Annotated in this window: 21 protein-coding genes; 7 read left to right on the forward strand and 14 right to left on the reverse strand. The window is 68.4% G+C overall.

What is annotated here, in order from left to right:
* The first annotated feature begins 89 nt into the window (after positions 1–89).
* Both ssuC and ABLE88_RS04490 read left to right on the forward strand, forming a co-directional pair.
* Positions 90–899, forward strand: a complete 810-nt coding sequence (gene ssuC / locus ABLE88_RS04485; protein WP_510182871.1) for an aliphatic sulfonate ABC transporter permease SsuC — start codon at positions 90–92, stop codon at positions 897–899.
* The gene (locus ABLE88_RS04490; RefSeq protein WP_348830254.1) at positions 896–1714 is read left to right on the forward strand and encodes an ATP-binding cassette domain-containing protein; all 819 of its coding nucleotides are present in this window, start codon (positions 896–898) and stop codon (positions 1712–1714) included. Before ssuC ends, ABLE88_RS04490 begins: the two co-directional genes overlap by 4 nt.
* A 252-nt stretch (positions 1715–1966) precedes the next feature.
* Here ABLE88_RS04490 and ABLE88_RS04495 read toward each other — a convergent pair whose 3' ends face one another.
* The 5 genes from ABLE88_RS04495 to ABLE88_RS04515 form a co-directional block, all read right to left on the reverse strand.
* On the reverse strand, positions 1967–2830 hold the full coding sequence (locus tag ABLE88_RS04495; RefSeq protein ID WP_348830255.1) for an ABC transporter permease: 864 nt from the start codon (positions 2828–2830) through the stop codon (positions 1967–1969).
* Positions 2823–3635, reverse strand: a complete 813-nt coding sequence (locus ABLE88_RS04500) for an ABC transporter ATP-binding protein (RefSeq protein ID WP_348830256.1) — start codon at positions 3633–3635, stop codon at positions 2823–2825. The genes ABLE88_RS04495 and ABLE88_RS04500 overlap by 8 nt, the downstream gene beginning before the upstream one ends.
* Before the next feature lie 10 nt (positions 3636–3645).
* Positions 3646–4662, reverse strand: coding sequence for an ABC transporter substrate-binding protein (locus ABLE88_RS04505; RefSeq protein WP_348830257.1), 1017 nt, complete (start codon positions 4660–4662; stop codon positions 3646–3648).
* A gap of 21 nt (positions 4663–4683) precedes the next feature.
* On the reverse strand, positions 4684–5871 hold the full coding sequence (gene ssuD, locus ABLE88_RS04510; RefSeq protein WP_510182848.1) for an FMNH2-dependent alkanesulfonate monooxygenase: 1188 nt from the start codon (positions 5869–5871) through the stop codon (positions 4684–4686).
* Positions 5872–6207: 336 nt separating this feature from the next.
* Positions 6208–6654 carry an RrF2 family transcriptional regulator gene (locus ABLE88_RS04515; RefSeq protein WP_348830259.1) on the reverse strand — a complete coding sequence of 149 codons (447 nt, stop codon included), beginning with the start codon at positions 6652–6654 and terminating at the stop codon, positions 6208–6210.
* Between the two features lie 309 nt (positions 6655–6963).
* Here ABLE88_RS04515 and ABLE88_RS04520 point away from each other — a divergent pair, with 309 nt between their 5' ends.
* Genes ABLE88_RS04520 through ABLE88_RS04540 form a run of 5 tightly spaced genes read left to right on the forward strand, consistent with a single transcriptional unit; the run spans position 6964 to position 11940 of the window.
* Entirely contained in the window at positions 6964–8061 is a 1098-nt protein-coding gene (locus tag ABLE88_RS04520; RefSeq protein WP_348830260.1) for an LLM class flavin-dependent oxidoreductase, read from the forward strand.
* Between the two features lie 16 nt (positions 8062–8077).
* Positions 8078–8941, forward strand: coding sequence for an ABC transporter permease subunit (locus ABLE88_RS04525; protein ID WP_510182849.1), 864 nt, complete (start codon positions 8078–8080; stop codon positions 8939–8941).
* On the forward strand, positions 8938–9651 hold the full coding sequence (locus ABLE88_RS04530; protein ID WP_348830262.1) for an ABC transporter ATP-binding protein: 714 nt from the start codon (positions 8938–8940) through the stop codon (positions 9649–9651). Before ABLE88_RS04525 ends, ABLE88_RS04530 begins: the two co-directional genes overlap by 4 nt.
* Positions 9652–9674: 23 nt before the next feature.
* Positions 9675–10670, forward strand: coding sequence for an NrtA/SsuA/CpmA family ABC transporter substrate-binding protein (locus ABLE88_RS04535; protein ID WP_348830263.1), 996 nt, complete (start codon positions 9675–9677; stop codon positions 10668–10670).
* A gap of 31 nt (positions 10671–10701) precedes the next feature.
* The gene (locus tag ABLE88_RS04540) at positions 10702–11940 is read left to right on the forward strand and encodes an acyl-CoA dehydrogenase family protein (RefSeq protein WP_348830264.1); all 1239 of its coding nucleotides are present in this window, start codon (positions 10702–10704) and stop codon (positions 11938–11940) included.
* 61 nt (positions 11941–12001) lie between these two features.
* Here ABLE88_RS04540 and ABLE88_RS04545 read toward each other — a convergent pair whose 3' ends face one another.
* From ABLE88_RS04545 to ABLE88_RS04585, 9 genes are all read right to left on the reverse strand, one after another.
* Entirely contained in the window at positions 12002–12604 is a 603-nt protein-coding gene (locus ABLE88_RS04545; protein ID WP_348830265.1) for a nitroreductase family protein, read from the reverse strand.
* 30 nt (positions 12605–12634) lie between these two features.
* Positions 12635–13810 (reverse strand): LLM class flavin-dependent oxidoreductase, encoded by a 1176-nt coding sequence (locus ABLE88_RS04550; RefSeq protein ID WP_348830266.1) that lies wholly within the window; start codon positions 13808–13810, stop codon positions 12635–12637.
* A gap of 114 nt (positions 13811–13924) precedes the next feature.
* Positions 13925–15295: an LLM class flavin-dependent oxidoreductase gene (locus tag ABLE88_RS04555; protein WP_348830267.1), complete on the reverse strand. Its 1371-nt coding sequence runs from the start codon at positions 15293–15295 to the stop codon at positions 13925–13927.
* A gap of 53 nt (positions 15296–15348) precedes the next feature.
* Positions 15349–16470 carry an aldo/keto reductase gene (locus ABLE88_RS04560; protein ID WP_348830268.1) on the reverse strand — a complete coding sequence of 374 codons (1122 nt, stop codon included), beginning with the start codon at positions 16468–16470 and terminating at the stop codon, positions 15349–15351.
* A gap of 11 nt (positions 16471–16481) precedes the next feature.
* Positions 16482–17432, reverse strand: coding sequence for an ABC transporter ATP-binding protein (locus tag ABLE88_RS04565; RefSeq protein ID WP_348830269.1), 951 nt, complete (start codon positions 17430–17432; stop codon positions 16482–16484).
* On the reverse strand, positions 17413–18429 hold the full coding sequence (locus ABLE88_RS04570) for an ABC transporter ATP-binding protein (RefSeq protein WP_348830270.1): 1017 nt from the start codon (positions 18427–18429) through the stop codon (positions 17413–17415). The genes ABLE88_RS04565 and ABLE88_RS04570 overlap by 20 nt, the downstream gene beginning before the upstream one ends.
* Entirely contained in the window at positions 18430–19470 is a 1041-nt protein-coding gene (locus ABLE88_RS04575) for an ABC transporter permease (protein WP_348830271.1), read from the reverse strand. It abuts the gene before it with no gap.
* The gene (locus ABLE88_RS04580) at positions 19470–20462 is read right to left on the reverse strand and encodes an ABC transporter permease (protein ID WP_348830272.1); all 993 of its coding nucleotides are present in this window, start codon (positions 20460–20462) and stop codon (positions 19470–19472) included. The genes ABLE88_RS04575 and ABLE88_RS04580 overlap by 1 nt, the downstream gene beginning before the upstream one ends.
* Entirely contained in the window at positions 20459–22105 is a 1647-nt protein-coding gene (locus ABLE88_RS04585) for an ABC transporter substrate-binding protein (protein ID WP_348830273.1), read from the reverse strand. Before ABLE88_RS04585 ends, ABLE88_RS04580 begins: the two co-directional genes overlap by 4 nt.
* Positions 22106–22172: the final 67 nt, after the last annotated feature.

Here is a 22172-nt window from a genome sequence, read left to right on the forward strand (position 1 = left end):
GTGAGGAGGCATCCGTGAGCCCACCTGCCCGGAGCGAGGCCGCCGTCCTGCCGGCGTCGGCCGCCGTCCCGTCCGCCGCTGCGGATACCATTGAAATCCGCCAGACCGGCGCGCGGGCCGCCGCCGTCGGCCGGGCGCTCCTGCCCTGGGCCCTGCCCCTCGGCGTGCTCGCCATCTGGCAGGCGGCGGCCAGCCTCGGCCTCCTGTCGTCGCGGGTCCTGCCGGCGCCGAGCGACGTGGCGCTGGCCTTCTGGCAGACGCTGAATGACGGTACGCTCGTTACCAACATCTCCGTCTCCACCGGCCGGGCGCTGACCGGCCTCGCCATCGGCGGTGGCATCGGCTTCGCGCTGGGCGTGGTGAACGGCGTGTGGCGGCCGGCGGAGACCGCGTTCGATTCGACGCTGCAGATGCTGCGCAACGTGCCGCATCTCGCCATCATCCCCCTCGTCATCCTGTGGTTCGGCATCGGCGAGGAGGCGAAGATCTTCCTGGTCGCGGTGGGGGTGGCCTTCCCCATCTATCTCAACACCTTCCACGGCATCCGCACGGTGGACCGGGGTCTCGTGGAGATGGCGCGGGTCTATGGCCTGTCCAATGCGGCGCTGTTCTGGCGCATCGTCCTGCCCGGCGCCCTGCCGTCCGTGCTGGTGGGTCTGCGCTACGCGCTCGGCATCATGTGGCTGACCCTGATCGTCGCCGAGACCATCTCCTCCACCGAGGGCATCGGCTACATGACCATGAACGCGCGCGAATTCCTGCAGACCGATGTGGTGGTGCTGGGCGTCCTCGCCTACGCCCTGCTCGGCAAGCTCGCCGACAGCCTGACGCGGGCCATCGAGCAGCGCGCCCTCGCCTGGCATCCGGCCTACCAAAGCGAAGCGGGAGGCGTGGCGTGACGGAAATCTTCGCGGCCAGCGATGCCGATATCGCCGCCGAGGTGCGCGCGGCGGACATCCGTGCCACCTTCCGCCCGCCCGCGCCCGCTCAGCCGCCCCGGCGCTGGAAGGGCGAGGCCCTTCGCCTGTCCGCCGTCACCAAGAGTTTCGGCGCCCGCCCGGTGCTGCGCCGGCTCGATCTGGACGTGCCCGCCGGGCAGTTCCTCGTCGTGGTCGGCCGCTCCGGCGGCGGCAAGACCACGCTGATGCGGCTCATCTGCGGGCTCGACACGCCGACGTCCGGCGACGTGTTCGTGGGCGAGGCCCGCGTCGCCGGCCTCATGCCGCAGGTGCGCCTGCTGTTCCAGGATCCACGCCTCGCGCCTTGGCAGCGGGTGCTGGGCAATGTCGGCATCGCCCGCGGCCCGTCATGGCGTGAAGAGGTCTATGCGGCGCTCAAGGACGTGGGCCTGGCCGATCGCGGTCGGGACTGGCCGTCCGTGCTCTCCGGCGGGCAAAGGCAGCGCGTGGCGCTGGCGCGCGCCCTCGTCTCCCGGCCCGGCGTGCTGCTGCTCGACGAGCCATTCGGCGCTCTCGATGCCCTGACGCGGGCCGAGATGCATCGACTGACCGAGCGCATCTGGACGGAGCATGGCTTCACCGTCGTGCTCATCACCCACGACGTGGCCGAAGCGGTCGCGCTGGCGGATCGCGTGGTGGTGCTGCGGCAGGGCGAGATCGCCCTGGACGTCGCCGTGGACCTGCCGCGGCCCCGGACCGAGGCCGATGGGGCCGAAGCTACGGACCTGCGCCGACGGATCCTCGCTGCGGTGTGAAGCGCCAAGTCCGCATGCAGTCCGCACCGACACCGGTGCGGACTGCATGCGGACGTGGGCCGGCGAGCGACTTGGGCCGGCGAGCGACTTGGGCCGGCGAGCGACTTGGGCCGGCGAGCGACTTGGACCGGCGAGTTGCGTCCCCATTCGATCCACGCCCGGCTCGCTTCAACAGCACCGGGGGGCGCGTTTCGCCTTTTCTCCACCCGCCGCGCACCACCTCGCGACCTGCACCCAAGTCAGCGCTGCAGGTCAGCGCTGCAGGCCCCAGCGGCGCACCGTGCGCTGCTCCACCAGCCGGAACAGCACCTCCACCATCAGGCCGATGAGGATGACTGTCACCAGGCCGGCAAAAACCTTGTCCGTGAGCAGCTCGTTGCGGTTGCGATAGATGTACCAGCCGAGCCCGCCGGAGCGGGAGGACACGCCGAACACCAGCTCGGCCGCGATCAGCGTGCGCCAGGCGAAGGCCCAGGCGATCTTGAGGCCCGAGAGCAGGGACGGAAGGGCCGCCGGAATCAGGATGAGGGCGATGTAGGAGATGCCCCGCAGCCCGTAGTTTCGCCCCACGAGGCGCTGGGTCTCCGGCACCTGCTCGAAGCCGGTGAGGGCGGCAAGGGCGAACGGCCACAACACCGCATGCACCATCACCAGCAGCAGGCTCGCCTCGCCGAGGCCCAGCCACAGCATGGCCAGTGGCAGGAGGGCGATGGCCGGGAGCGGGTTGAACATGGCGGTCAGCGTCAGCAGCACCTCCTTCACGAACGGCACCGCGATCGACACCGAGACGAAGGCGAGCGCCAGCGCCACGGCGAGCACATAGCCCTTCAGCAGCACGGTGATGGAGGCGACCGATGCGGGGAAAAGGTCCTCGTGGCGCAGCCCCTCGGCCAGCGCGGCAATGGTATCGGTGAAGGTGGGGAACAGCAGCGGATTGTTCTGCCACAGCGCCGCCACCTGCCACGCCGCCGCGAGGCCGGCAAGCACAACCGCCCGCCGCACCAGCGTGACCTGCCAGAGGGCCGCGAGCACCGCCGAAGGCTCGAAGCGGCGCCGCGATACGGCCGGCGCGCCGGCGACGAGCCGTCCGGCGCGGGCGAGGTCAGCGTCAGACATGGTGGCCTCCATCGGCGAACAGCAGCTCATGAACGTCGCGCACCACCTGCTCGAAGGCGGGAGTGCCGCGCTCGGCAAGGCCGAGGCCCGCGGTCTCGAAGGTGGCGATGGTCCGGCCCGGATGGGCGGCGAGGAGGTGAAGCCGGGTGCCCACCAGCACCGCCTCGTCGATGGCGTGGGTAACGAACACCAAAGTGAAACCCTGCTCCTCGGCGAGCTTGAGCAGGTCTTCCTGCAGCGTCCGGCGCGTGAGCGCGTCGAGGGCGGCGAAGGGCTCGTCCATCAACAGCACGTCGGGTTCGGCCGCGAGCGCCCGGGCGATGGCGGCCCGCTGCTTCATGCCGCCGGACAGGGTGTGAGGATAGGCATCGAGGGCACGGGCAAGGCCGACCTTCACCAGTGCCGCATCCGCCCGCTCGCGCGCCTCCATGAGTGGCACCTTGCGGGCGACGCGCAACGGAAAGGCCACGTTGTCGCGCACGCTCTTCCACGGCAGCAACTGGTCGAATTCCTGAAACACGACGATGCGGTCCGGCCCGGGTCCCTTGATGGCCGCGCCGCGGATGCTCACTGTCCCTGACGCCGGCCGAATGAAACCCGCCAACGCCTTCAGGATGGAGGACTTGCCGCAGCCGGACGGCCCCAGCAGCACCAGCCGCTCCCCGGCCGCGACGTCGAAGCTCACATCCTCCACCACCCTGAGGCGCCCGGCCGATGTCGGATACTCGAGGGTAAGGCCACGCGCCTCCAGCACCGGAACGACGCTGCGGACTTCGCCGGGTGGGATCACGGGCAGGACCGTCATGAGCACCTCCTCAGCTGCCGGAGGCCGAATGCAGGTCTTTGAAAGTGAAGTCCCTGAAGCTCGTCGGCTTTGCCTTGATGGCACCGATCCGGTTCATGAAATCCGCGAACTTCAAAGTGCCCAGCGGCACGAGGGTATATTGGGTGTCGGGGTCGGAGAGCACTTCGGTGACGAAGGCCGGATCAAGCTTGGACTGCTCCACCTTCACATAGATCTGCGCCGCCTCCGCGCGGTTCTGGTCGACCCATTTGGTCGCCTCCTCGAACGCATCGAGGAAGGCCTTGTAGGTTTTCGGATTGTCCTCGCGGAACTTCACCTTGGCGTAGGCCACAGTAGGGGTCAGCGGGCCGCCGAAGATCTCGTAGGAGGAGAAGACCTTGTGAATCCTGGGATCCTTCAGCGCATGGTTCTGGAACGGTGCGTTGGAGAGATAGCCGGTGATCTCGGTGGAGCCGGAGAGCAGGGCCGCGGTGGCGTCGGGATGCGGCAGCGTCACCATCAGCGGATCCAGCTTCTTCGCATTGCCGGGGCCGAAGGTCTCCTCGGCCGCAAGCTGAAGGATGCGCGCCTGCACCGACACGCCGGCCACCGGCATGGCGATGCGGTCCTTGTCGGTGAAGTCCTTGATGGTCTTCACATTGGGATTGTTGGTAAGCAGGAAGTTCGGCTGCGCCCCGAACGCGCCCGCGATCTTCACCTCATTGGCCGTGCCGCGCGTCTTGTCCCACAGGGTCAGGAACGGCCCGATGCCGGCAGAGGCGATGTCGATGTTGCCGGCCAGCAGAGCATCGTTGACCGCCGAACCGCCGGACAGGCGCGTCCAGTCCACGGTGATGTCGATGCCGAGCGCCTTGCCGTGCTTCTCGATCAGCCCCTTCTCCTTCATCACATGAAAGGGCGTGTAGAGGGTGCCGAACTGCTGGGAGATGCGCAGCGTGCCCTCGGCCTGAGCCGGCGGAGCGGCGAAAGATGGCCCAAGCGCAAGGATCAGGGCGGCGAGACGGGAGAATGTGCGGCGGGTGGTCATGGATGCGTCCTCTGCTCGAGCTCAGGAAACGGCGGCGAGGCGCCGGTCCACGCTGTGGGAGCCCACGGCGAACTCATTGACGATATTGTCGGAAACCTTGCGGCGGCGGCCGTCGATGCCAAGTTCCGGGAACAGCAGCTCGGCGACGCGGTAGGCCTCTTCCAGATGCGGATAGCCCGAGCCGATGAAGGTCTCGATGCCGATGTCCTGATACTCGCGGATGCGCGCGGCGACGCTCTTCGGATCCCCCACCAGCGCGGTTCCGGCGCCGCGCCGCACCATGCCGATGCCGGCCCAGAGGTTGGGCGCGATCTCGAGCTTGGTGCGATCTCCCGGCTGAAGGGCGGCCATGCGCGCCTGGCCGACGGAATCCATTTCCACCTTGAAGCGCTTCTGCGCATTTTCGATCTGCGCGTCGGAAACGCGGGAAATGAGCCGGTCGGCCGCCGCCCAGGCCTCGGCCTCGGTCTCGCGCACGATGAAATGGATGCGCAGGCCGAACTTCAGCTTGCGCCCGCGCTTGGCCGCGCGCGCCTGCACGTCCGCCAGCTTGTCCTTCAGGATGTGGGGCGGCTCCCCCCAGGAGAGATAGACGCTGGTGTGCTCGGCGGCGACCTCGTGGCCGGCCTCCGAGGATCCGCCGAACCACAGCGGCGGATGGGGCTGCTGCACCACCGGGAAGTCGAGCCGGCCGTGCGCCACGCGATAATACTTGCCCTCGAAGTCCACCGTCTTGCCGGCGACGAGATCCCGCCAGATGGCCAGGAACTCGTCGGCCTGGGCATAGCGCGCGTCATGGTCAAGGAAGATGCCGTCGGCACCGAGCTCAGCGGGATGGCCGCCCACCACCACGTTCAGCAGCAGCCGCCCGTCGCTGAGCCGGTCGAGCGCCGCGGCCTGGCGCGCGGCGAAGGCCGGGGACGTCACGCCCGGACGCAGGGCCACCAGGAATCGCAGGCGCCCGGTGGCGGTGGCAAGGCCGGCGGCGGTGATCCAGCTGTCCTCGCAGCTCTGGCCCGTGGGCAGCAGGACGCCCTTGAATCCGAGCCGGTCCACCGCCTGCGCCACCTCTCGGAAATAAGCGAATTCCGGCGGGCGCTGCTGCGTCTCCGAGCCGAGATAGGCGCCGTCGCCATGGGTCGGGATGAACCAGAAGAAGTCGGGGCAGCCAAGCCGTTCATTAGGCGCACTCATGGGGGGCTCCGTCATTTCCGCAAAAATGACGGGCAATTTTAGATAATGTCAATTGATTTAATATACTAATATCGGGAGTGGATTTCTCAGGCCGAGGCTGCGTGGGTTACCTCGCTTGGTTCACGGATTCAGGGCGTGTCGGCATTTGGCGCGGTCGACCATTCTGACCAGAATGGCCGACCGGCATTGAGTGGTATCTCTGGAGATGTTCCGCGCTGGTCGATCACGGCGGGACGGCGAGGGGCACGACGACCCTGCGTTCGGCGAAACCATCCACGATTTCACGGTGAGCCACTTTCAGGTGCGGGTTAATTCCAGCGATGTGTTGTCGCCCGCACGGAAAGTGGCCGCTCAAATATAGTCCACGAACATTGCCAAGGTGTCGTCAGTGAGGTCCCGCATCTCGGCAAGCGTATAAGTATCGAGGACAGTTCCGATTGCATCGCGGACGCGCACCATAAGGCGGCGGACCTCACACTTGGCCACATCGCAATCGTCGCAGGCAACATAGGCATTGCGGCTGGCACACGGAATAGGCGCTAGCGGCCCGTCCAGGGTGCGGATCATTTCGCCCACCACGATGTCTTCCGCCGGCTTGCCGAGGCGGTACCCGCCGAGTTTCCCCTTCTTTGAGGCCAGAAATCCGCCGTTGCGAAGCTCGTTGAGGATCACGTCCAGAAATTTCTTCGGAATATGGTTGGCTTCGGCAATCTCTGCCACCTGTATCGACGCTCCGGAAGGCAGGCGCGCAAGATAAACGGCCGCCTTCAGCCCGTACTTTCCCTTCTTCGTCAGCATAAATGACCTCGCGCGGGCTCTCGTTTCATGCACCCGAGCGCCGCTCGGCCACACGTGGATCCACTGGAAAATTCGGAAGCCTTCTGGCGCCCCATATCCCGAACTCCGGCCTACCACATTTCTTCGTTGTTAAAACTTGAAACCCGTACGGCAGTTGGCGCTCCTCTGAAGCGGCCGCCCGCGCATTCGCGATTTGTTCCGTCTTTCGACAATTTCCCAAGCCGGTCAACCCTTGTCCGGAAACGCAAATGCGGCTTGACACACGATAAAAATACTTATTCTATAAATTTGATAGATTTAAGGTGAGACATGCCGATTTCCCCTCTCCGCATTGGCGTTTGGGCTCCCGTCCACGGCCCGCGCGCCGCTTGGCAGGACCCGGCCGAACCTTTCGATGCCTCATGGCAGCATAACCGGGATACCGTGCTTGACGCCGAAGCCTTGGGCTATGACGCCACGCTCGTCGCTCAGCACACAGTCAACCCGCATCTGCCCGAGAAAGACCAGATCGAGGCCTGGACGGCCGCAGCGGCCCTTGCGGCACTGACGAGGCGCATCGAGATCATCGCCGCCATCAAGCCCTATCTGTATCACCCCGTGGTGCTGGCGAAGATGGCGCTCCAGATCGAGAACATCTCGAACGGCCGGTTTGCCTTCAATCTGGTGAATGCCTGGAATCGTGCGGAATTCGAGAAGGCGGGCATTCCCTTCGGTGACCATGACGCGCGTTATGCCTATGGGCGCGAATGGCTCAGCGTGGTGGAACGCCTCGTCTCCGGCGAGAGCGTCACCCATGCGGGCGAGAGCTTCCACATCAGCGATTACAAGCTGTCTCCAGCCAGTCCCGTGCGCGCCCGCCCCCGCATCTATCTCGGCGGCGAATCCGAGCCGGCGCGCGCCCTCGCGGCGGACCATTCGGACGTGTTCTTCATCAATGGCCAGCCCCTTGAGGACGTGAAGGCCATGATCGCCGATCTCGCCGCCCGTCCCCGGCGCGGCGCGCCCCTCGCCTATGGCCTCGCGGCCTTCGTCATCGCCCGCGAAAGCCAGCAGGAAGCGGAGGACGAATATCACCGCCTGCTCGCCCTCGCCGCCAAGGACGCGCCCGCCAAGCAGGAGCAGGCCGCACGGACCGATCCCAACGTGGTGATGATCCGCACCTTCGCCAAGTCTGTCCGCGTCGGGACCAATGGCGGCACGGCCGCCGGACTTGTCGGGAGCTACGATCAGGTGGCGGAGCGGATCAAGGTGTTCCACGGCGCCGGAATCGAGCTGTTCATGCTCCAGTTCCAGCCCCTGCGCTCTGAGCTCCGGCGCTTTGCCGAGCATATCTTCCCGCGGCTCGGCCGCCCCGCGACCGGCACGACGGCCGCGGTCGCCAGCCCGCGCGCCACGCGCATCGGCTGAGGGAGCCGGACATCCGATGACACATGCAGATCACACCGCAAGCCTTCCGCTCCCTGCCCTCGCCGCAGACCGGGCGCAACCCCGCACACGCCGCCGGCCCGCGGTCGTCAGCCCCCGCTTGTTCATCATCCTCTCCTGGATTGCACCGATGCTGCTGGTGGTGATCTGGGAGGTCCTGGCCCAGACCGGTTTCGTGACGCCGCAGGTGCTGCCCGCGCCCAGCAAGGTGGTGCGCACGGCCTTCAAGCTGGCCACCACGGGCTCGCTGCTGGAAGACCTCGGAACCAGCCTGCTGCGCGCGGCGACAGGCTTCATCATCGGCGGAGCCATCGCCTTCGCGCTCGGCATCCTCGTCGGCTTCTCGCGCCTCGCCGAAGCACTCGTGGATCGCAGCGTGCAGATGGTGCGCGCCATTCCCTTCCTCGCGCTGCTGCCGCTTGTGATCGTGTGGTTCGGCGTCGGCGAGGCACAGAAGATCTTCCTGGTGGCCCTGGGTGTCGCCTTCCCCATCTACATCAACACCACCCTCGGCATCCGGCAGGTGGATCCCAAGCTCATGGAACTCGGCCGCGTCCAGGGGCTCTCCACGCGCCAGATGATCACCCGGATCATCCTTCCCGGCGCCCTGCCCTCCATCCTGACCGGCGTGCGCTATTCGCTGGCCACCGCATGGCTGGCGCTGGTGGTGGCGGAGACCATCGGAGCCCAGGCGGGCATCGGCTTCCTCGCCATGGATGCGCGCGAGTTCCTGCGCACCGACGTGGTGGTGCTCACCATCGTCATCTACGCCCTCATCGGCGTGGCAGCGGATTCCGTGGCGCGCCTGCTGGAACGCCGGTTGCTGGCCTGGCATCCCAATTTCGGGGGCGCGGGACGATGAGTGCGCCGTGGCTTGCGCAGGTCGCCCCCGCCGTGCGGGTCGCCGGCCTCACCCGGGCCTATGGGGATCGGGTGGTCATCGATCGCCTCGACCTCACCATCCCCCGCGGCGAATTCGTCGCCCTTCTGGGCGAGAGCGGCTGCGGCAAGACCACCCTGCTGCGCGCCCTCGCGGGGCTCGACCCCATCGACGGCGGGCGGATCGAGGCGCCCGGCAAGCCGGCGGTTGTCTTCCAGGAACATCGCCTGCTGCCATGGGACAGCCTGTGGCGCAACGTGTCGCTGGGCTTGCCCGAGAGGGGCGCCCGGGAGCGGGCGGCCACAGCATTGGCCGAGGTCGGCCTCGGCGGCCGGCTCGACGACTGGCCGCGCAATCTCTCCGGCGGTCAGGCGCAGCGCGTCGCGCTGGCCCGCGCACTGGTGCAGGAGCCGGAATTGCTGCTGCTGGACGAGCCCTTCGCCGCCCTCGACGCCCTCACCCGCATTCGGATGCACGTGCTGGTGAAAGACCTTGTCGCCCGCCACCGGCCGGGCGTCCTGCTCGTCACACATGATGTGGAAGAGGCCATCGCGCTGGCCGATCGCATCCTCGTCATGCGGGGCGGGGCCATTGCGGCCGAACATCGCCCGACAGAGCCCGGACGGCCCGCCGCCACCCGCGCCACCCTCCTCGCCGAACTCGGGGTCGAGAACGACCTGCCGAGCGCCTGATCCAAACCCGAACGAGACGCCCTATGCCTGCATTCCTCACGCCGTCCCGCCGCCAGTTCCTCGCCACCGGCCTTGCCGGCCTCGGTGCCGGCAGCCTCCTGCCCTTCGCCGCTGCGGCGCAGAAGGACACCCGCAACACCGACGTGGTGCGCCTCACCTGGGGCTTCCACGGTCTGACGCTGATCGCCAAGGAGCGTGGCGTGTTTGAGAAGACGCTGGCGGACAAGGGCATCAAGGTGGAGTGGCTCGGCCCCTTCCCCAACCATGCGCCGACGCTCCAGGCTGTGACCGGAGGCAGCGCCGACTTCGGCTTCGGCGGATCCACCACCCCGGCCTTCGCCGCCATCCTCGCCGGCTCGCCGCTGGTCTTCTCCCAGTTCGTGCTCTACGAGCCGCGCACCACCGCCATCATCGCCAAGGACGATTCCGGCATCAACACGGTGCCGGACCTCATCGGCAAGTCGGTGGCGGTCAATCGCTCCGGCCTCGGCGAGTTCCTTTTGGTCGCCGCGCTGGAAAAGCACGGCATCGACCGTTCAAAAGTGAAGTTCGTCTATCTGAACCCGCCGGACGCCGCCCCCGCGCTCGCATCCGGCAAGGTGGACGCGTGGTCCATGTGGAGCCCCGGCGTCGATATCGCCCGGCTCGAATACAAGGCGCATGATGTCTTTCTCGAAGGTCGCGACCTCGATTTCTTCATCGACTACAGTTCCTACGTGACGCGCCGGACGTTCGCGACGGAGAATTCGCAGATCGTGAAGGCTGTGGCGGCCGCATACGAGGCCGAGGCCAAGTGGACCAACGCCAACGTGGTGGAGGCCGAGGCCATCGTGCAGAAGCGCGCCGGCTACAGCGAGATCATCCGCGACCAGTTCATCGAACGCAAGCGCCATTACACGCTGATCCCCGTCACCGACAAGGCCTTCATCGCCCAGTTGCAGACGGCGGCGGACTGGCTCGCAGCGCGCAAGATCCTGCCCGAGAAGATCATCGTCGCCGATCACCTCGCCCAATACTGATTGCCGCACGCGTCACACCCCGAGGATTGCCATGAGCAAGCCCGTCATCCCCTTGCCCACCGAGACCGCCGGCGCGCCCGCCAGCCGGCGCTCGGCCGACCCAGCCGACTGGCGCGCGCTGTTCAAACAGATCGGCGCCGGCTCCAGCGAACGGGAGCGCGACCGCGTGCTCCCGTTCGAGGCGATCGGACTGCTGAAGGAGGCGGGCTTCGGCGCGCTAAGGCTCGCGCAGGTGGACGGCGGGGCGGGCGCCACGTTCCGCCAGACCTACAAGCTGGCGCTGGACCTCGCGGCGGCCGACGCAAACGTGGCGCACATCTTCCGCAACCACTTCACCGTGGCCGAACAATATGCCCGCCTGCCCTATGATGCGAAGAGCAAGGCCTGGCAAGCGGAGGTGGCGGCGGGCGCCATCTTCGGCCTCGCCTCCACCGAATCCGGCGACAAGCCGGCCGGCGGCTTCGCGCCCGACACCCGGCTCGATCCCGAGGGCGACGGCTTCCGCCTGAATGGTGTGAAATATTACAGCACGGGCACGCTGTTCGCCGAAACCATGCTGATCCGCGCGGCAACGGCGGACGGGCGGGTGGCGGCGGTCATCATCCCCACACGGCGCGAGGGCATCGAGATCCTGGACGACTGGGACGGCGCCGGCCAGCGCCTCACCGCCTCGGGCACCACGCGCTACCACAATGTGCGGGTGGAGGCGGACGAGGCGGTGTTCGACAGCCCCGATCGCGGCTACGGCCTCGCTTATTCCAACACGCAGGCGCAGCTCTTCCTCACCACAGTGGTGGCCGGCATCACGCGCGGCGCGCTGGAGGATGCCATCGCGCTGGTGAAGCGGCGCAAGCGCAGCTTCTATTATGCGCCGGTGCCCACCCCCGCCGACGACCCCTTCCTGCAGCAGGCCGTGGGCCAGCTCGCGGCCAATGCCTTTGCCGCCGAGGCGGTGATCCTCGCCGCCGCCGAAACCCTCGACCGCGCGAGCGACGCCCGCGATCGCGGCGAGGACGCGCAGGCGCTCGCCGCCGAGGCGGCGAAGGCAGCGGCGCAGGCCAAGCTGGTGGTGGATGATCTCGCGCTGAGGTCCGGCTCGCTGCTGTTCGAGACCGGCGGCGCCTCAGCCACCGAGCGGGCCGTCAACCTCGACCGCCACTGGCGCAACGCCCGCACCATCGCCTCGCACAACCCGTCGAGCTACAAGGCGAAGGCCATCGGCGAACTGCTGGTGAAGGGCACGCCGCTGCCGGCCAAAGGCTTCTTCTGATCGGCTCTTTTGCTGCCAGACGATGGCCCCGCCGCACCGGCGGGGCCATTGCTTTTAAGGGTCATGCCGCCGGGAAGGCGCCCTCGAACACGGTCTCGGCCAGCGGGCGGCGGCCGCTCGGCGTCTCGCCCTTGTGGAAGCTCTCCGGCAGCAGGGACGTGTCGCCGCGACGGCCCAGCGCGACGGCGATCTCCACCTCGTAATCGTCCGGCACCTTCAGCTCCGTGCGGGCCTTCTCCCCGTCGAAGCCGCCCATGCCGTGGGCATGCCAGCCGAGCTTCGTCGCCTGCAAGGCGAGGTTCGCCCAGGCGGCGCCCGCATCGAAGGAATGGCTGCGCGCCGGCACCGGCTCGCTCGTCCCCGGCCGCACGAAGCTGCGGGCCGACACGACGAAGACGAGCACCGCCGCATTCTGAGCCCACTGCTGGTTGAACGGCACGAGCAGGCTCAGGAAGGTATCGAACGCGGGCGTGCCCCGGCGGGCATAGAGGAAGCGCCAGGGCTGGGAATTGAAGCTGGAGGGCGCCCAGCGCGCCGCCTCGAAGATGGAATTGAGTTCGGCCTGCGGAATCTCCTCGCCAGTAAAGGCGCGGGGCGACCAGCGCTCCAGAAACAGCGGCTCCACGGGATGCTCGCTCTGGCGGGGGGCAACGGCAACGGTCATGGGGCAATCCTTAAGTGGACGGAACGGATGTCAGAGCCTCAGGCCGGCCTGCTTCAGCAACGGCAGGATATCCGTGGCGAAATGGTCGAGGTCGGCGGCGAAGTCATAGAAGTTGAGCTGAACGCCGTCGATGCCGGTGCGCTTCAGTGCCGCGAGCTGGTCCACCACTTCTTCCGGCGAGCCGATGATCTCGATGTTGCCGCCGAGATTGAGCCCCTGCTTGTGCGTCGCATCGCGCCGGCCGAGCCAGGCCACCGCATCGCTGTCATAGCCGCGATGGCCGAAGGAGGTGTGGGTCGGCGCCGGCACGCCGGCGGCGATGGCGCGGGCATAATCGTGCGCCTCGGCCGAGGTGGGGCGGCTGACGATGATGGGGTTGATGATGGCCTTCACCTCCCGCCCCTTCGCCCGCGCCCGCCCCTTGATGGCGGCGATGTGGGCGGGCAGCGTCTCCAGCGCGCTGTCGATGTGCGCGCCGCCCGGCGAGGTGATGAACAGCAGGTCCGAATGTCCCGCCGCGAAGTCGATGCCGGCCTCCGAGCCCGTCGCGGTGACGAGGATGGGCCGGCCATGGAGCGGCTTCGGCGTGATGTAGCCGTTGACGATCTTCCACGGGTTCAGCCGGCCTTCGACGGAATAGTTCTCGGTGTCGCTCCACAGGCGGTGGAGCACGTCGAACAGCTCGCCCGTCATGTCGTAGCGGCGGTCATGCTCGATGCGGTTCCAGCCGAACATCTCGTGCTCGATGGCGCGGTGGCCGGTGACGATGTTGATGCCCCAGCGCCCCTTGGAGATGTGGTCGAAGGTGGCGCCGATCTTGGCGATGTGCAGCGGGTGCCACGGGCCGTAGAGCACATGCAAAGTGGAGATGAGGAGGATGTTCTTCGTCGTCGCCGCCATGGCGCCCAAGGCCACGAAGCTGTCCAGCGAGGCCTCCCCGTCATAGCCGCCCTTGGGCAGCCACTGGGTGCGCGAGAAGGCGATGTCGAAGCCCAGCGCGTCGGCCTTCTCCACCAGGGCGGAATTGTAATCGTAGGTCCAGCTGTTGCTGGTGGGATGGTCGGAGAAATGGATGTCCTGAAGGTTCAGGAACAGCCCCAGCATCAGCGGCTGGCGGGCGGAGCGGGAGAGCGGGCTGTCGGGAAAGTCGAGCGGGCCGCGCAGGAGGGGAGCGGCGGCGGGGACAGCGGACACGAGAGCGGACATGGCATACCTCGCGGGAGGACGGAAATAGCCCCGGCCCCTTCCCCGAGCGACCGGGAAAGGGGCCGGATCCGTGTCGCCGCCTGGGGAGCGGCGGCACGAAGGGATGGGGAATGCTCAGGCGGTGGCGCGCGCCGCCTCGGCGAACTGGCTCTGCGGCCGCGGCAGGCCGTAATGCTCGCGCAGCGTCCGGCCGGTATAGTCCTCACGGAAGAGCCCGCGCTTGCGCAGGATCGGCACCACCTGCGAGGCGAACAGGTCGAAGCCGGCGGCATACCAGGGCGGCATCACGTTGAAGCCATCCGCCGCGCCGCTCTCGAACCAATGCTGGATCTCGTCGGCGATCTTCTCCGGCGTGCCCACCACCACGTAATGGCCGCGCGCGCCGGCGAGCCGGTCGATGAGCTGGCGCAGCGTCGGCTTTTCCCGCCGCACGATGTCCACCACCAGCTGGAAGCGGCTGGCCACGAGCTTGGCCGGCCCGGCATCCTTGAAGGCGTCCAGCTCCACCACCGCATTGAGGGGATGGCCGGAGAAGTCCACGCCGGTGATCTGCTTCAATTGCGAGATGGAATATTCCGGCTGGATGAGGTCGCTGAACGCCTCGTGCAGCTGGCGCGCCTCGGCTTCCGTCGAGCCGATATAGGGGCTGATGCCGGGCAGGATCTTCACATGGTCCGGATTGCGCCCGAGGCCCGCCGCCTGCCTCTTGATGTCGGCATAGAAAGCCTTGGCGCTCTCCACCGTCTGGTGGGCGGTGAAGATGGCTTCCGCATAGCGCGCCGCGAACGAGCGCCCGTCGTCGGAGGAGCCCGCCTGCACATAGACCGGACGGCCCTGCGGGATGCGCGGGGTGTTGAGCGCGCCCTTCACCCGATAGTGCCGGCCCACATGCTCGATGGGGTGGATCTTGGTGTCATCCGCGAACAGGCCGGAATCGGGATCGGCGACGAGGGCGTCGTCCTCCCAGCTGTCCCAGAGCTTGGTCACCACGTCCACGAACTCCGCCGCCCGGGCATAGCGCTCGGCATGGCTCGGGGTCTCGGCGAGGCCGAAATTGGCGGACGCCTGGGGCACGGCGGTGGTGACGATGTTCCAGCCCGCGCGCCCGCCGGAGAGATGATCCAGCGAGGCATAGAGCCGGGCGAGGTTGTAGGGCTCGTAATAGGTGGTGGAGGCCGTGCCGATGAGGCCGATATGGGTGGTGGCGGCGGCAATGGCCGAGAGCCAGGTGAGCGGCTCGAGGCGGAAGCGCGAGGCGTAGCGGATGTTGTCCACCTGCGCCGGCCCGTCGGCGAAGAACACCGCATCGAGCTTCGCCGCCTCGGCCGAGCGGGCAAGGTCCTGGTAGAAGGTGATGTCGAGCAGCCGCTCCGGCCGTGCGCCGGGATAGCGCCAGCCGGCCTCGTGATGTCCACCGGGATAGATGAACAGGTTGAGGACGAGCTGCCGCCGGGCCTGGGCGGCTTGGGTCGATGCAAGTGCCATGGGACCTCTCCTTTGATCGCTCAAGGCGTGAAGGGGCAGAACATTCAGTTGTTTCAGGCGACGCGGGCGGCCACACGCGCTTCCGCGCGCTCCTGGACGCGGGCGGCCGCATCGCCGCCGCCGGTGCGGGGCACGCGGCCTTCCACCGGGTGGCTGGGGTCGGTGTAGAATTTCGTGGAGACGTGCCCGTCCGGCACGAGGGAGGCCACCAGCGCCTCGTCGGCGGCCGTGAAGCCGTAGTCGAGGGCGGCGACGTAATCGTCCCACTGGGCCTCCGTGCGCGGCCCGGCGATGGCCGAGGTGACGAGGCGGTTGTTCAGCACCCAGGACAGCGCAAAGGTCGCCGCCGGAATGCCGGCCTCGGCCGCATGGCGGGCGATGGCCTCGGCGATGTCGATGGATTCCGCGCGCCACTCGGTTTCCAGAATGCGCCGGTCGCCGCGCCCGGCCCGGCTGTCCGCCGCTGGGGCCGCACCGGGCACGTATTTGCCGGTGAGCACGCCGCGCGCCAGCGGCGAATAGGAGACGATGCCGAGGCCGTAATGGTGGGCGGCGGGAAGCTGCTCCACCTCCGCCGTGCGGTCCACGATGTTGTAGAGCGGCTGGCTGGCGACGGGCCGGTCGATGCCGAACTCATCGGCGAGATGCGCCACCTCGGCGATGCGCCAGCCGCGGAAGTTGGAGACGCCGAAATAGCGCACCTTCCCCGCCTTCACGAGGTCCGCCACCGCCCGCACCGCCTCGCCGAGCGGCGCGTCGAAGATGGCGCGGTGGAAATAGAGGATGTCGATGTAATCGGTGCCGAGCCGCCTCAGGCTCGCCTCCGCCGCCTCGATGATCCACTTGCGGGAGATGCCCTGCCGGTTCGGTCCCGTTCCGCCGGGATTGGCGAATTTGGTGGCGAGCACATAGGCGTCGCGGTCGCCCTTCACCGCGCGGCCGACGATCTCCTCGGTGCGCCCGTTCTGGTAGGCGTCCGCCGTGTCGAGGAAGAAGAAGCCCTGCTCCTTCGCCTTGTGGATGATGCGGTGGGACGTGGCCTCGTCGGTGGGCCCGCCGAACATCATGGTGCCCAGCGCCAGCTTGGGTACCTTCAGGCCGCTCTTGCCGAGATAGCGATAGTCCGGCGGCGTCACGGGCTTCGCCGGGGGCTGCGGAATGGCGTGGGCGGTCATTGGCGAAATCCTCAGTGAAGCGCCTCTTCGGGCGCGTGATGGCAGGCGACGGCGCGGCCGGCCCCGAGGGGGCGCAGCGCGGGGTCGGATTGGGTGCAGAGGGGCGTCGCCAGCGGGCAGCGCGGATGGAAGCGGCAGCCGGTCGGCACGTTGCGCGCGCTCGGCAGGTCGCCGGAGAGCGGAGCGGCATGGCGCCGCCGCCCGGGCGTCGGCACGGCCTCGATCAGCGCGCGGGTGTAGGGGTGGAGCGGCCGGGCAAAGATGGACTGCCAGGAGCCCGTCTCCACGATGCGACCGAGATACATCACCAGCACCCGGTCGGCGAAATAGCGCACGACAGAAAGATCATGCGAGATGAAGAGATAGGAGAGCCCCAGCTCCGCCTTCAGCCGCGCCAGAAGGTTCAGAATCTGCGCCTGGATGGAGAGGTCGAGGGCCGACACCGGCTCGTCGCAGATGACGAGGCGCGGGGAAAGGATGAGCGCGCGGGCGATGCCGAGACGCTGGCGCTGGCCGCCGGAGAATTCATGCGGATAGCGCGTCAGCGCCTCGCGTGGCAGGCCCACCCGCTCCAGCGCATCCCCCGCCGCCTTGAGCCGCTCGCGGCGCGGCACGAGGCCGTGCACCGCCAAAGGCGCGGTGAGGATGTCGGCGATGGACTGGCGCGGGTTGAGCGAGGCGAACGGGTCCTGGAACACGATCTGCGCCTGCCGGCGATAGGCCTTCAGCGGCGTGCCTTGAAGGCCGCCCACATCCACCCCGTCGAACACCACCCTGCCCGATGCCGGGGAGACGAGGCGCATGATGACCTTGGCGAGGGAGGACTTGCCGCAGCCGCTTTCGCCCACGAGGCCCACCGTCTCCCCCGGCTCCACGGCGAAGGAGACGCCATCCACCGCGCGCAGCAGGCGCCCGCCGGACTCGTAGCCGGCATGCAGGTTCTCAACCGAAAGCAAGGACATGGCGCGCCTCCCTTTGCGCGGCCACCGTGGTGACGGGGCAGGCGACGAGATGGCCCGGCGCTACGGCATCGAGGGCCGGCACGGCGGCGCGGCACAACGCCCGCGCGTTCGGGCAGCGCGGGGCGAAGGCGCAGCCCTCCTCCCCCGCCGCCGAGGCGATGGAGCCCTGGATCTCCGCGAGCGCGCCGGCGGAATAATGCTGGCCGGCATCGAGCCGGGGCGAGGCGGCGAGCAGGCCGCGCGTGTAGGGGTGGAGCGGCGCGCCGAACAGGGTCTCGAAGGGCGCGTCCTCCACCTTGCGGCCGGCATACATCACCGCCACCCGGTCGGCCCATTCGGCGACCACGCCGAGATCGTGGGTGATGAGCAGGAGGCCCATGGAGAGGTCGCGCCGCAGGGCGTCGAGCAGGTCCAGGACCTGTGCCTGGATGGTCACGTCGAGGGCCGTGGTGGGCTCGTCGGCGATGAGCAGGCGCGGAGAACAGGCGACCGCGATGGCGATCATCACCCGCTGGCGCATGCCGCCGGAGAGTTCGTGCGGATAGTCCCCCACCCGCCGTCGGGGCTCGGGGATACGCACGAGGTCGAGCAGTTCCACCGCGCGGGCAAAGGCGGCGCGGCGGGAGAGGCCCTCATGCAGGCGCACCACCTCGGCCACCTGCTGGCCCACGGAGAGCACCGGGTTCAGCGAGGTCATGGGCTCCTGAAACACCATGGCGATGTCCCGCCCGCGGACCTGGCGCAGCGCGCGATCCTCCAGCCGGGCGAGGTCGCTCACCGCGCCGTTCCGGTCCCGGAACAGGATCTCCCCGGAGGCGATGCGGGCAGCGTCGGGCAGGAGGCGCATCAGGGCGAGGGCGGTGAGCGACTTGCCCGACCCGCTCTCCCCCACCAGCGCCACCGTCTCCCCCGCCTCCACCGTGAGGGAGAGGCCGCGCACCGGGGTGGCGCGCGGGAAGGCGATGGAGAGGTCGCGCACGTCGATGAGCGGCGCCATTCACCCCTCCCCGCCGAGGCGCGGATTGAGCGCCTCGTTGAGGCCGTCGCCGATGAGGTTCAGCGACAGCACGGTGAGCACGATGGCGACGCCCGGCACGGCGCTGAGATACCAGGCCGTGCGCAGGAGATCGCGGCCGGTACCGATCATGGAGCCCCAGCTCACCACGTTGGGATCGCCCAGCCCCATGAAGGAGAGCGCGCTTTCCATGAGGATGGCGGTGGCCACCGTGACCGATGCGAGCACGATCACTGGCGGCAGGGCATTGGGCAGGATCTCGCGGAAGATGATGCGCCCATGGCCGAAGCCCAGCGCCCGCGCGGCGGCGACGAAATCCTTCTCCTTGATGGCGCGGAACTGCGCCCGCACGAGGCGCGCCACCTGCGGCCACGACACCGCCGCGATGGCGAGCGCGATGGCCGGCACCGAGGGCTGGGCGATGGCCACCAGCACGATGAGCAGGATGAAGCCCGGCACCGTCTGGAAGATCTCGATGAGCTTGGAGAGCACATCGTCCACCACGCCGCCGAAATAGCCCGCCGTGGCGCCCACCAGAATGCCGGCGAGGAGCCCCGCCAATGTCGCCGAGGCGCCCACCAGCAGGCTCACCCGCGCACCGTGGACAAGCCCGGCCAGCACGTCCCGCCCCAGCGCGTCGGTGCCCAGCGGAAAGCGCGGGTTCTGGCCCGGCCACTGCAAGGGCCGACCGGCCATCTCCAGCGGATCGTCGGGGAAGAGAATGGGGGCAGCCAGCGCCGCCCCCACCACGACGGCGAGGATGAGGAGGCCCGCCACCGCCGTGGGATTGGACAGGAACACGAGCAGCGCATGGCGCCGGCCCACGGGCGCGAGCCGCGCCACGTCCGCCGTCACGGTGCGGGCGGCATCCGGCGCATGGACGTTGGGCCAGAAATCCGGCTCGCTCGGAGGAGCGGGCACGCGCTCGGCGCCCAGCGCCGCGGCCGTCGCGCGGTCCTCGGCGTCGGCTGCCAGGGATTTGGCCGCGAGGGCCCCGGTGGGGAAGGTGTCGGTGCCGTGCATCAGCGCACCTCGATGCGCGGGTCGAGCCACGCCTGGAGGATGTCGATGGCCGCGTTCACCGCCACCACCAGCAGCGACGACAAAAGCAGGATGCCGAGCAGCACATGGAAGTCCCGCCCCATCACCGCCTCATAGGCCAGCCGGCCGAGGCCGGGCCAGCTGAACACCGTCTCCACCACCACCGCCCCGCCCATCAGCCCGGCGAGGTGGATGCCGGCCATGGTGGTGACGGGGATGAGCGCGTTGCGCAGCACGTGATCGCGGGTGACGGCGAAGGGCGAGAGGCCCTTGGCGCGCGCGGTGCGCACATGATCCTGCGTGCGCACCTCGATCATGTCGTCGCGGGTAAGGCGGGCGTAGATGGCCACATAGAAGAGGGCGAGGGAGAGCGCCGGCAGGATCTGGTAGCGGGCCCGGTCCAGCACCGCGTCCCATCCGGTGAGGTTCGCGCCGATGGTCTCCGCCCCGCCGGTGGGCAGCCAGCCGAGCTTCACCGAGAACAGGACGATGAGCATCAGCCCGATCCAGAAGCTCGGGATGGAATAGAACAGCAGCGCGACGACGCTCAGCACCCGGTCCGCGGGCCGCCCGGCGAAGCTGGCCATCAGCGCGCCCAGCGTGATGCCGATGACGAGCGCGAAGACGAGGGCGAGGCCCATCAGGCTCAGCGTATTGGGCAGCCGCGCGGCGATCAGCTCCGCCACCGGCTGGTTGTAGCGCGGCGAGACGCCGAGGCTGAAATGGGCGAGGTTGGAGAGATAGCCGCCGAGCTGTTCCAGCACCGGCAGGTCCAGCCCGAACTTGGATTTCAGCGCGGCGAGCGTCTCCACCGTCGCCGCCCCCGCCTCGCCCGCCAGAGCGTCGGCGGCATCGCCCGGGGTCAGGCGCAGCAGGAAGAAGTTGAGGATGAGGATGCCGATGACGGTCGGCACCGCCTGCAGCGCGGTGCGCCGCAGGGCTTTCAGGATGCGGGGCAGACGGCGCGTGGTCATTTCTCGATCCACACGTCGGCGAAGGAGGCATCGACGCCGGTGACGCCGATGGTGTGGTTCTTCACCTTCTTGTTGAAGATGGTGACGCCGTCGGTGGCGATGAGGCCGAGGGCGGCGACGTCCGCATAGACCACCTTCTGGAAATCGAGCCACAGCTGGCGGCGCTTGGCCGGATCCGGCTCGACGGCCGCCGCCTCCAGCAGCCGGTCCACCTCCGGATTGGCGTAGTGGGAGGCGTTGGAGAAAGGCAGGCCCACGCGGAAATTCTTCGACCAGAGCGTGCGCTGCACGCCGAGGGTGGGGTCGAACAGGTTCTGCAGGGATTCCAGCGTCAGGTCGAAGTCACGGCCGGTATAGGTCTTCTGGATGTAGGTGGAGAAATCGAAGAACTGGAAGTCCACGGCGATGCCGACCTTCGCCAGCGCCTGCTTCACGAAATCGCCCGCCGCCTGGGTGTTGAAGGGGTTGGCGTAGAGCTTCAGCGCAAAGCGCGTGCCGTCCGCATTGCGCGGATAGCCGGCCTCGTCCAGCAGGCGGTTGGCGGCTTTGAGGTCGAAGCCGTAGGGCTCGAGCGCGGGGTCGTAGAAGGCCTTGAGTTTCGGGCTGATGACCGAGGGCGCGGCCTTGCCGTAGCCGTAATAGACCACGTCCAGCAGCTTCTGCTGGTCGATGGCGTGAGCGATGGCGAGCCGCACGCGCTTGTCCTGCAGGATGGGCCGCTCGAAGTTGAAATAGAGCTGGGTCATCCGCCCGGCATATTCATAGCCGCGCGTCTCGGCGCCGATCCCCGGCAGAGCGGAGACGCGGGCGAGGTCCGCATAGGGCACGGGCGGGCCGCCGGCGAGATCGAGCTCGCCCGCCTCGAACGCCGCCGAGCGCGCGCTCTGGTCGGCGATGAAGCGCACCACGATCCGGTCCAGATAGGGCTTGCCCTTGTCCCAGTAATCGGGATTGCGCTCCAGGATGATGTGGCTGCCCCGCACCCATTCCTTGAAGATGAACGGGCCGGTGCCGATGGGCGCCGCACCGTTCTTGTTGGTGAGCGGATCGGTGCCCTCATAGATGTGCTTCGCCACGATGGGGGATTCGTTGGCGTCGAGGGCGGTGAGGAGATAGGGCGCCGGCTTCGACAGGCGGATGATCGCGGTGTGGGGATCGGGCGTCTCCACCGCCGTCACCGAGGCGAAGGTGCCGCGGCCGCGCGGGTGGCCTTCCTTCAGGAGCTGGATGGAATAGGCGACGTCATCGGCGGTGAAATCCCGCCCGTCGTGCCACTTCACGCCCTCGCGCAGCTTGAAGGTGTAGGTCAGCCCGTCCGGGCTCACGCTCCACGCCGTCGCCAGCGCGGGCTTCGGGTTGAAGTCGAGATCGTAGGTGAGCAGGCCCTCCGTCACCTTGGGCGACACGCGCTGGGTCGGCCCCGCCGTGTGGGCGATGGTCACCAGCGTGGATGGCTCGTGCTCCACCAGGAAACGCAGCACGCCGCCGCGCACCGGCATGGGCGCGGGCTGAGGATCCGCCGCCCATGCCGGTGTTCCGCCCGCCGTTCCCAGCACGCATGCCACCGCCAGAAGCCCCTTCAGCACCGCCCGGCGCGGGCGCGAAGCTGGGGAAGGGAATGTGTCAGTGCTCGGCAGGGCCATGCCAGGTCTCCTTCGATGCGGGGGATCGCGAGGCCCAACGATATGGCCCGGCTCCGGAGCGTCAATT

This window comes from Xanthobacter luteus (assembly GCF_040049235.1).
Classification (GTDB): domain Bacteria; phylum Pseudomonadota; class Alphaproteobacteria; order Rhizobiales; family Xanthobacteraceae; genus Xanthobacter.

Bases quoted from the DNA above. Each gene is read 5' to 3' on its own strand.
- ABLE88_RS04495 (WP_348830255.1), bottom strand. From the start codon at position 2,830: ATGTCTGACGCTGACCTCGCCCGCGCCGGACGGCTCGTCGCCGGCGCG.
- ABLE88_RS04500 (WP_348830256.1), bottom strand. From the start codon at position 3,635: ATGACGGTCCTGCCCGTGATCCCACCCGGCGAAGTCCGCAGCGTCGTT.
- ABLE88_RS04505 (WP_348830257.1), bottom strand. From the start codon at position 4,662: ATGACCACCCGCCGCACATTCTCCCGTCTCGCCGCCCTGATCCTTGCG.
- ssuD (WP_510182848.1), bottom strand. From the start codon at position 5,871: ATGACGGAGCCCCCCATGAGTGCGCCTAATGAACGGCTTGGCTGCCCC.
- ABLE88_RS04515 (WP_348830259.1), bottom strand. From the start codon at position 6,654: ATGCTGACGAAGAAGGGAAAGTACGGGCTGAAGGCGGCCGTTTATCTT.
- ABLE88_RS04520 (WP_348830260.1), top strand. From the start codon at position 6,964: ATGCCGATTTCCCCTCTCCGCATTGGCGTTTGGGCTCCCGTCCACGGC.
- ABLE88_RS04525 (WP_510182849.1), top strand. From the start codon at position 8,078: ATGACACATGCAGATCACACCGCAAGCCTTCCGCTCCCTGCCCTCGCC.
- ABLE88_RS04530 (WP_348830262.1), top strand. From the start codon at position 8,938: ATGAGTGCGCCGTGGCTTGCGCAGGTCGCCCCCGCCGTGCGGGTCGCC.
- ABLE88_RS04535 (WP_348830263.1), top strand. From the start codon at position 9,675: ATGCCTGCATTCCTCACGCCGTCCCGCCGCCAGTTCCTCGCCACCGGC.
- ABLE88_RS04540 (WP_348830264.1), top strand. From the start codon at position 10,702: ATGAGCAAGCCCGTCATCCCCTTGCCCACCGAGACCGCCGGCGCGCCC.
- ABLE88_RS04545 (WP_348830265.1), bottom strand. From the start codon at position 12,604: ATGACCGTTGCCGTTGCCCCCCGCCAGAGCGAGCATCCCGTGGAGCCG.
- ABLE88_RS04550 (WP_348830266.1), bottom strand. From the start codon at position 13,810: ATGTCCGCTCTCGTGTCCGCTGTCCCCGCCGCCGCTCCCCTCCTGCGC.
- ABLE88_RS04555 (WP_348830267.1), bottom strand. From the start codon at position 15,295: ATGGCACTTGCATCGACCCAAGCCGCCCAGGCCCGGCGGCAGCTCGTC.
- ABLE88_RS04560 (WP_348830268.1), bottom strand. From the start codon at position 16,470: ATGACCGCCCACGCCATTCCGCAGCCCCCGGCGAAGCCCGTGACGCCG.
- ABLE88_RS04565 (WP_348830269.1), bottom strand. From the start codon at position 17,432: ATGTCCTTGCTTTCGGTTGAGAACCTGCATGCCGGCTACGAGTCCGGC.
- ABLE88_RS04570 (WP_348830270.1), bottom strand. From the start codon at position 18,429: ATGGCGCCGCTCATCGACGTGCGCGACCTCTCCATCGCCTTCCCGCGC.
- ABLE88_RS04575 (WP_348830271.1), bottom strand. From the start codon at position 19,470: ATGCACGGCACCGACACCTTCCCCACCGGGGCCCTCGCGGCCAAATCC.
- ABLE88_RS04580 (WP_348830272.1), bottom strand. From the start codon at position 20,462: ATGACCACGCGCCGTCTGCCCCGCATCCTGAAAGCCCTGCGGCGCACC.
- ABLE88_RS04585 (WP_348830273.1), bottom strand. From the start codon at position 22,105: ATGGCCCTGCCGAGCACTGACACATTCCCTTCCCCAGCTTCGCGCCCG.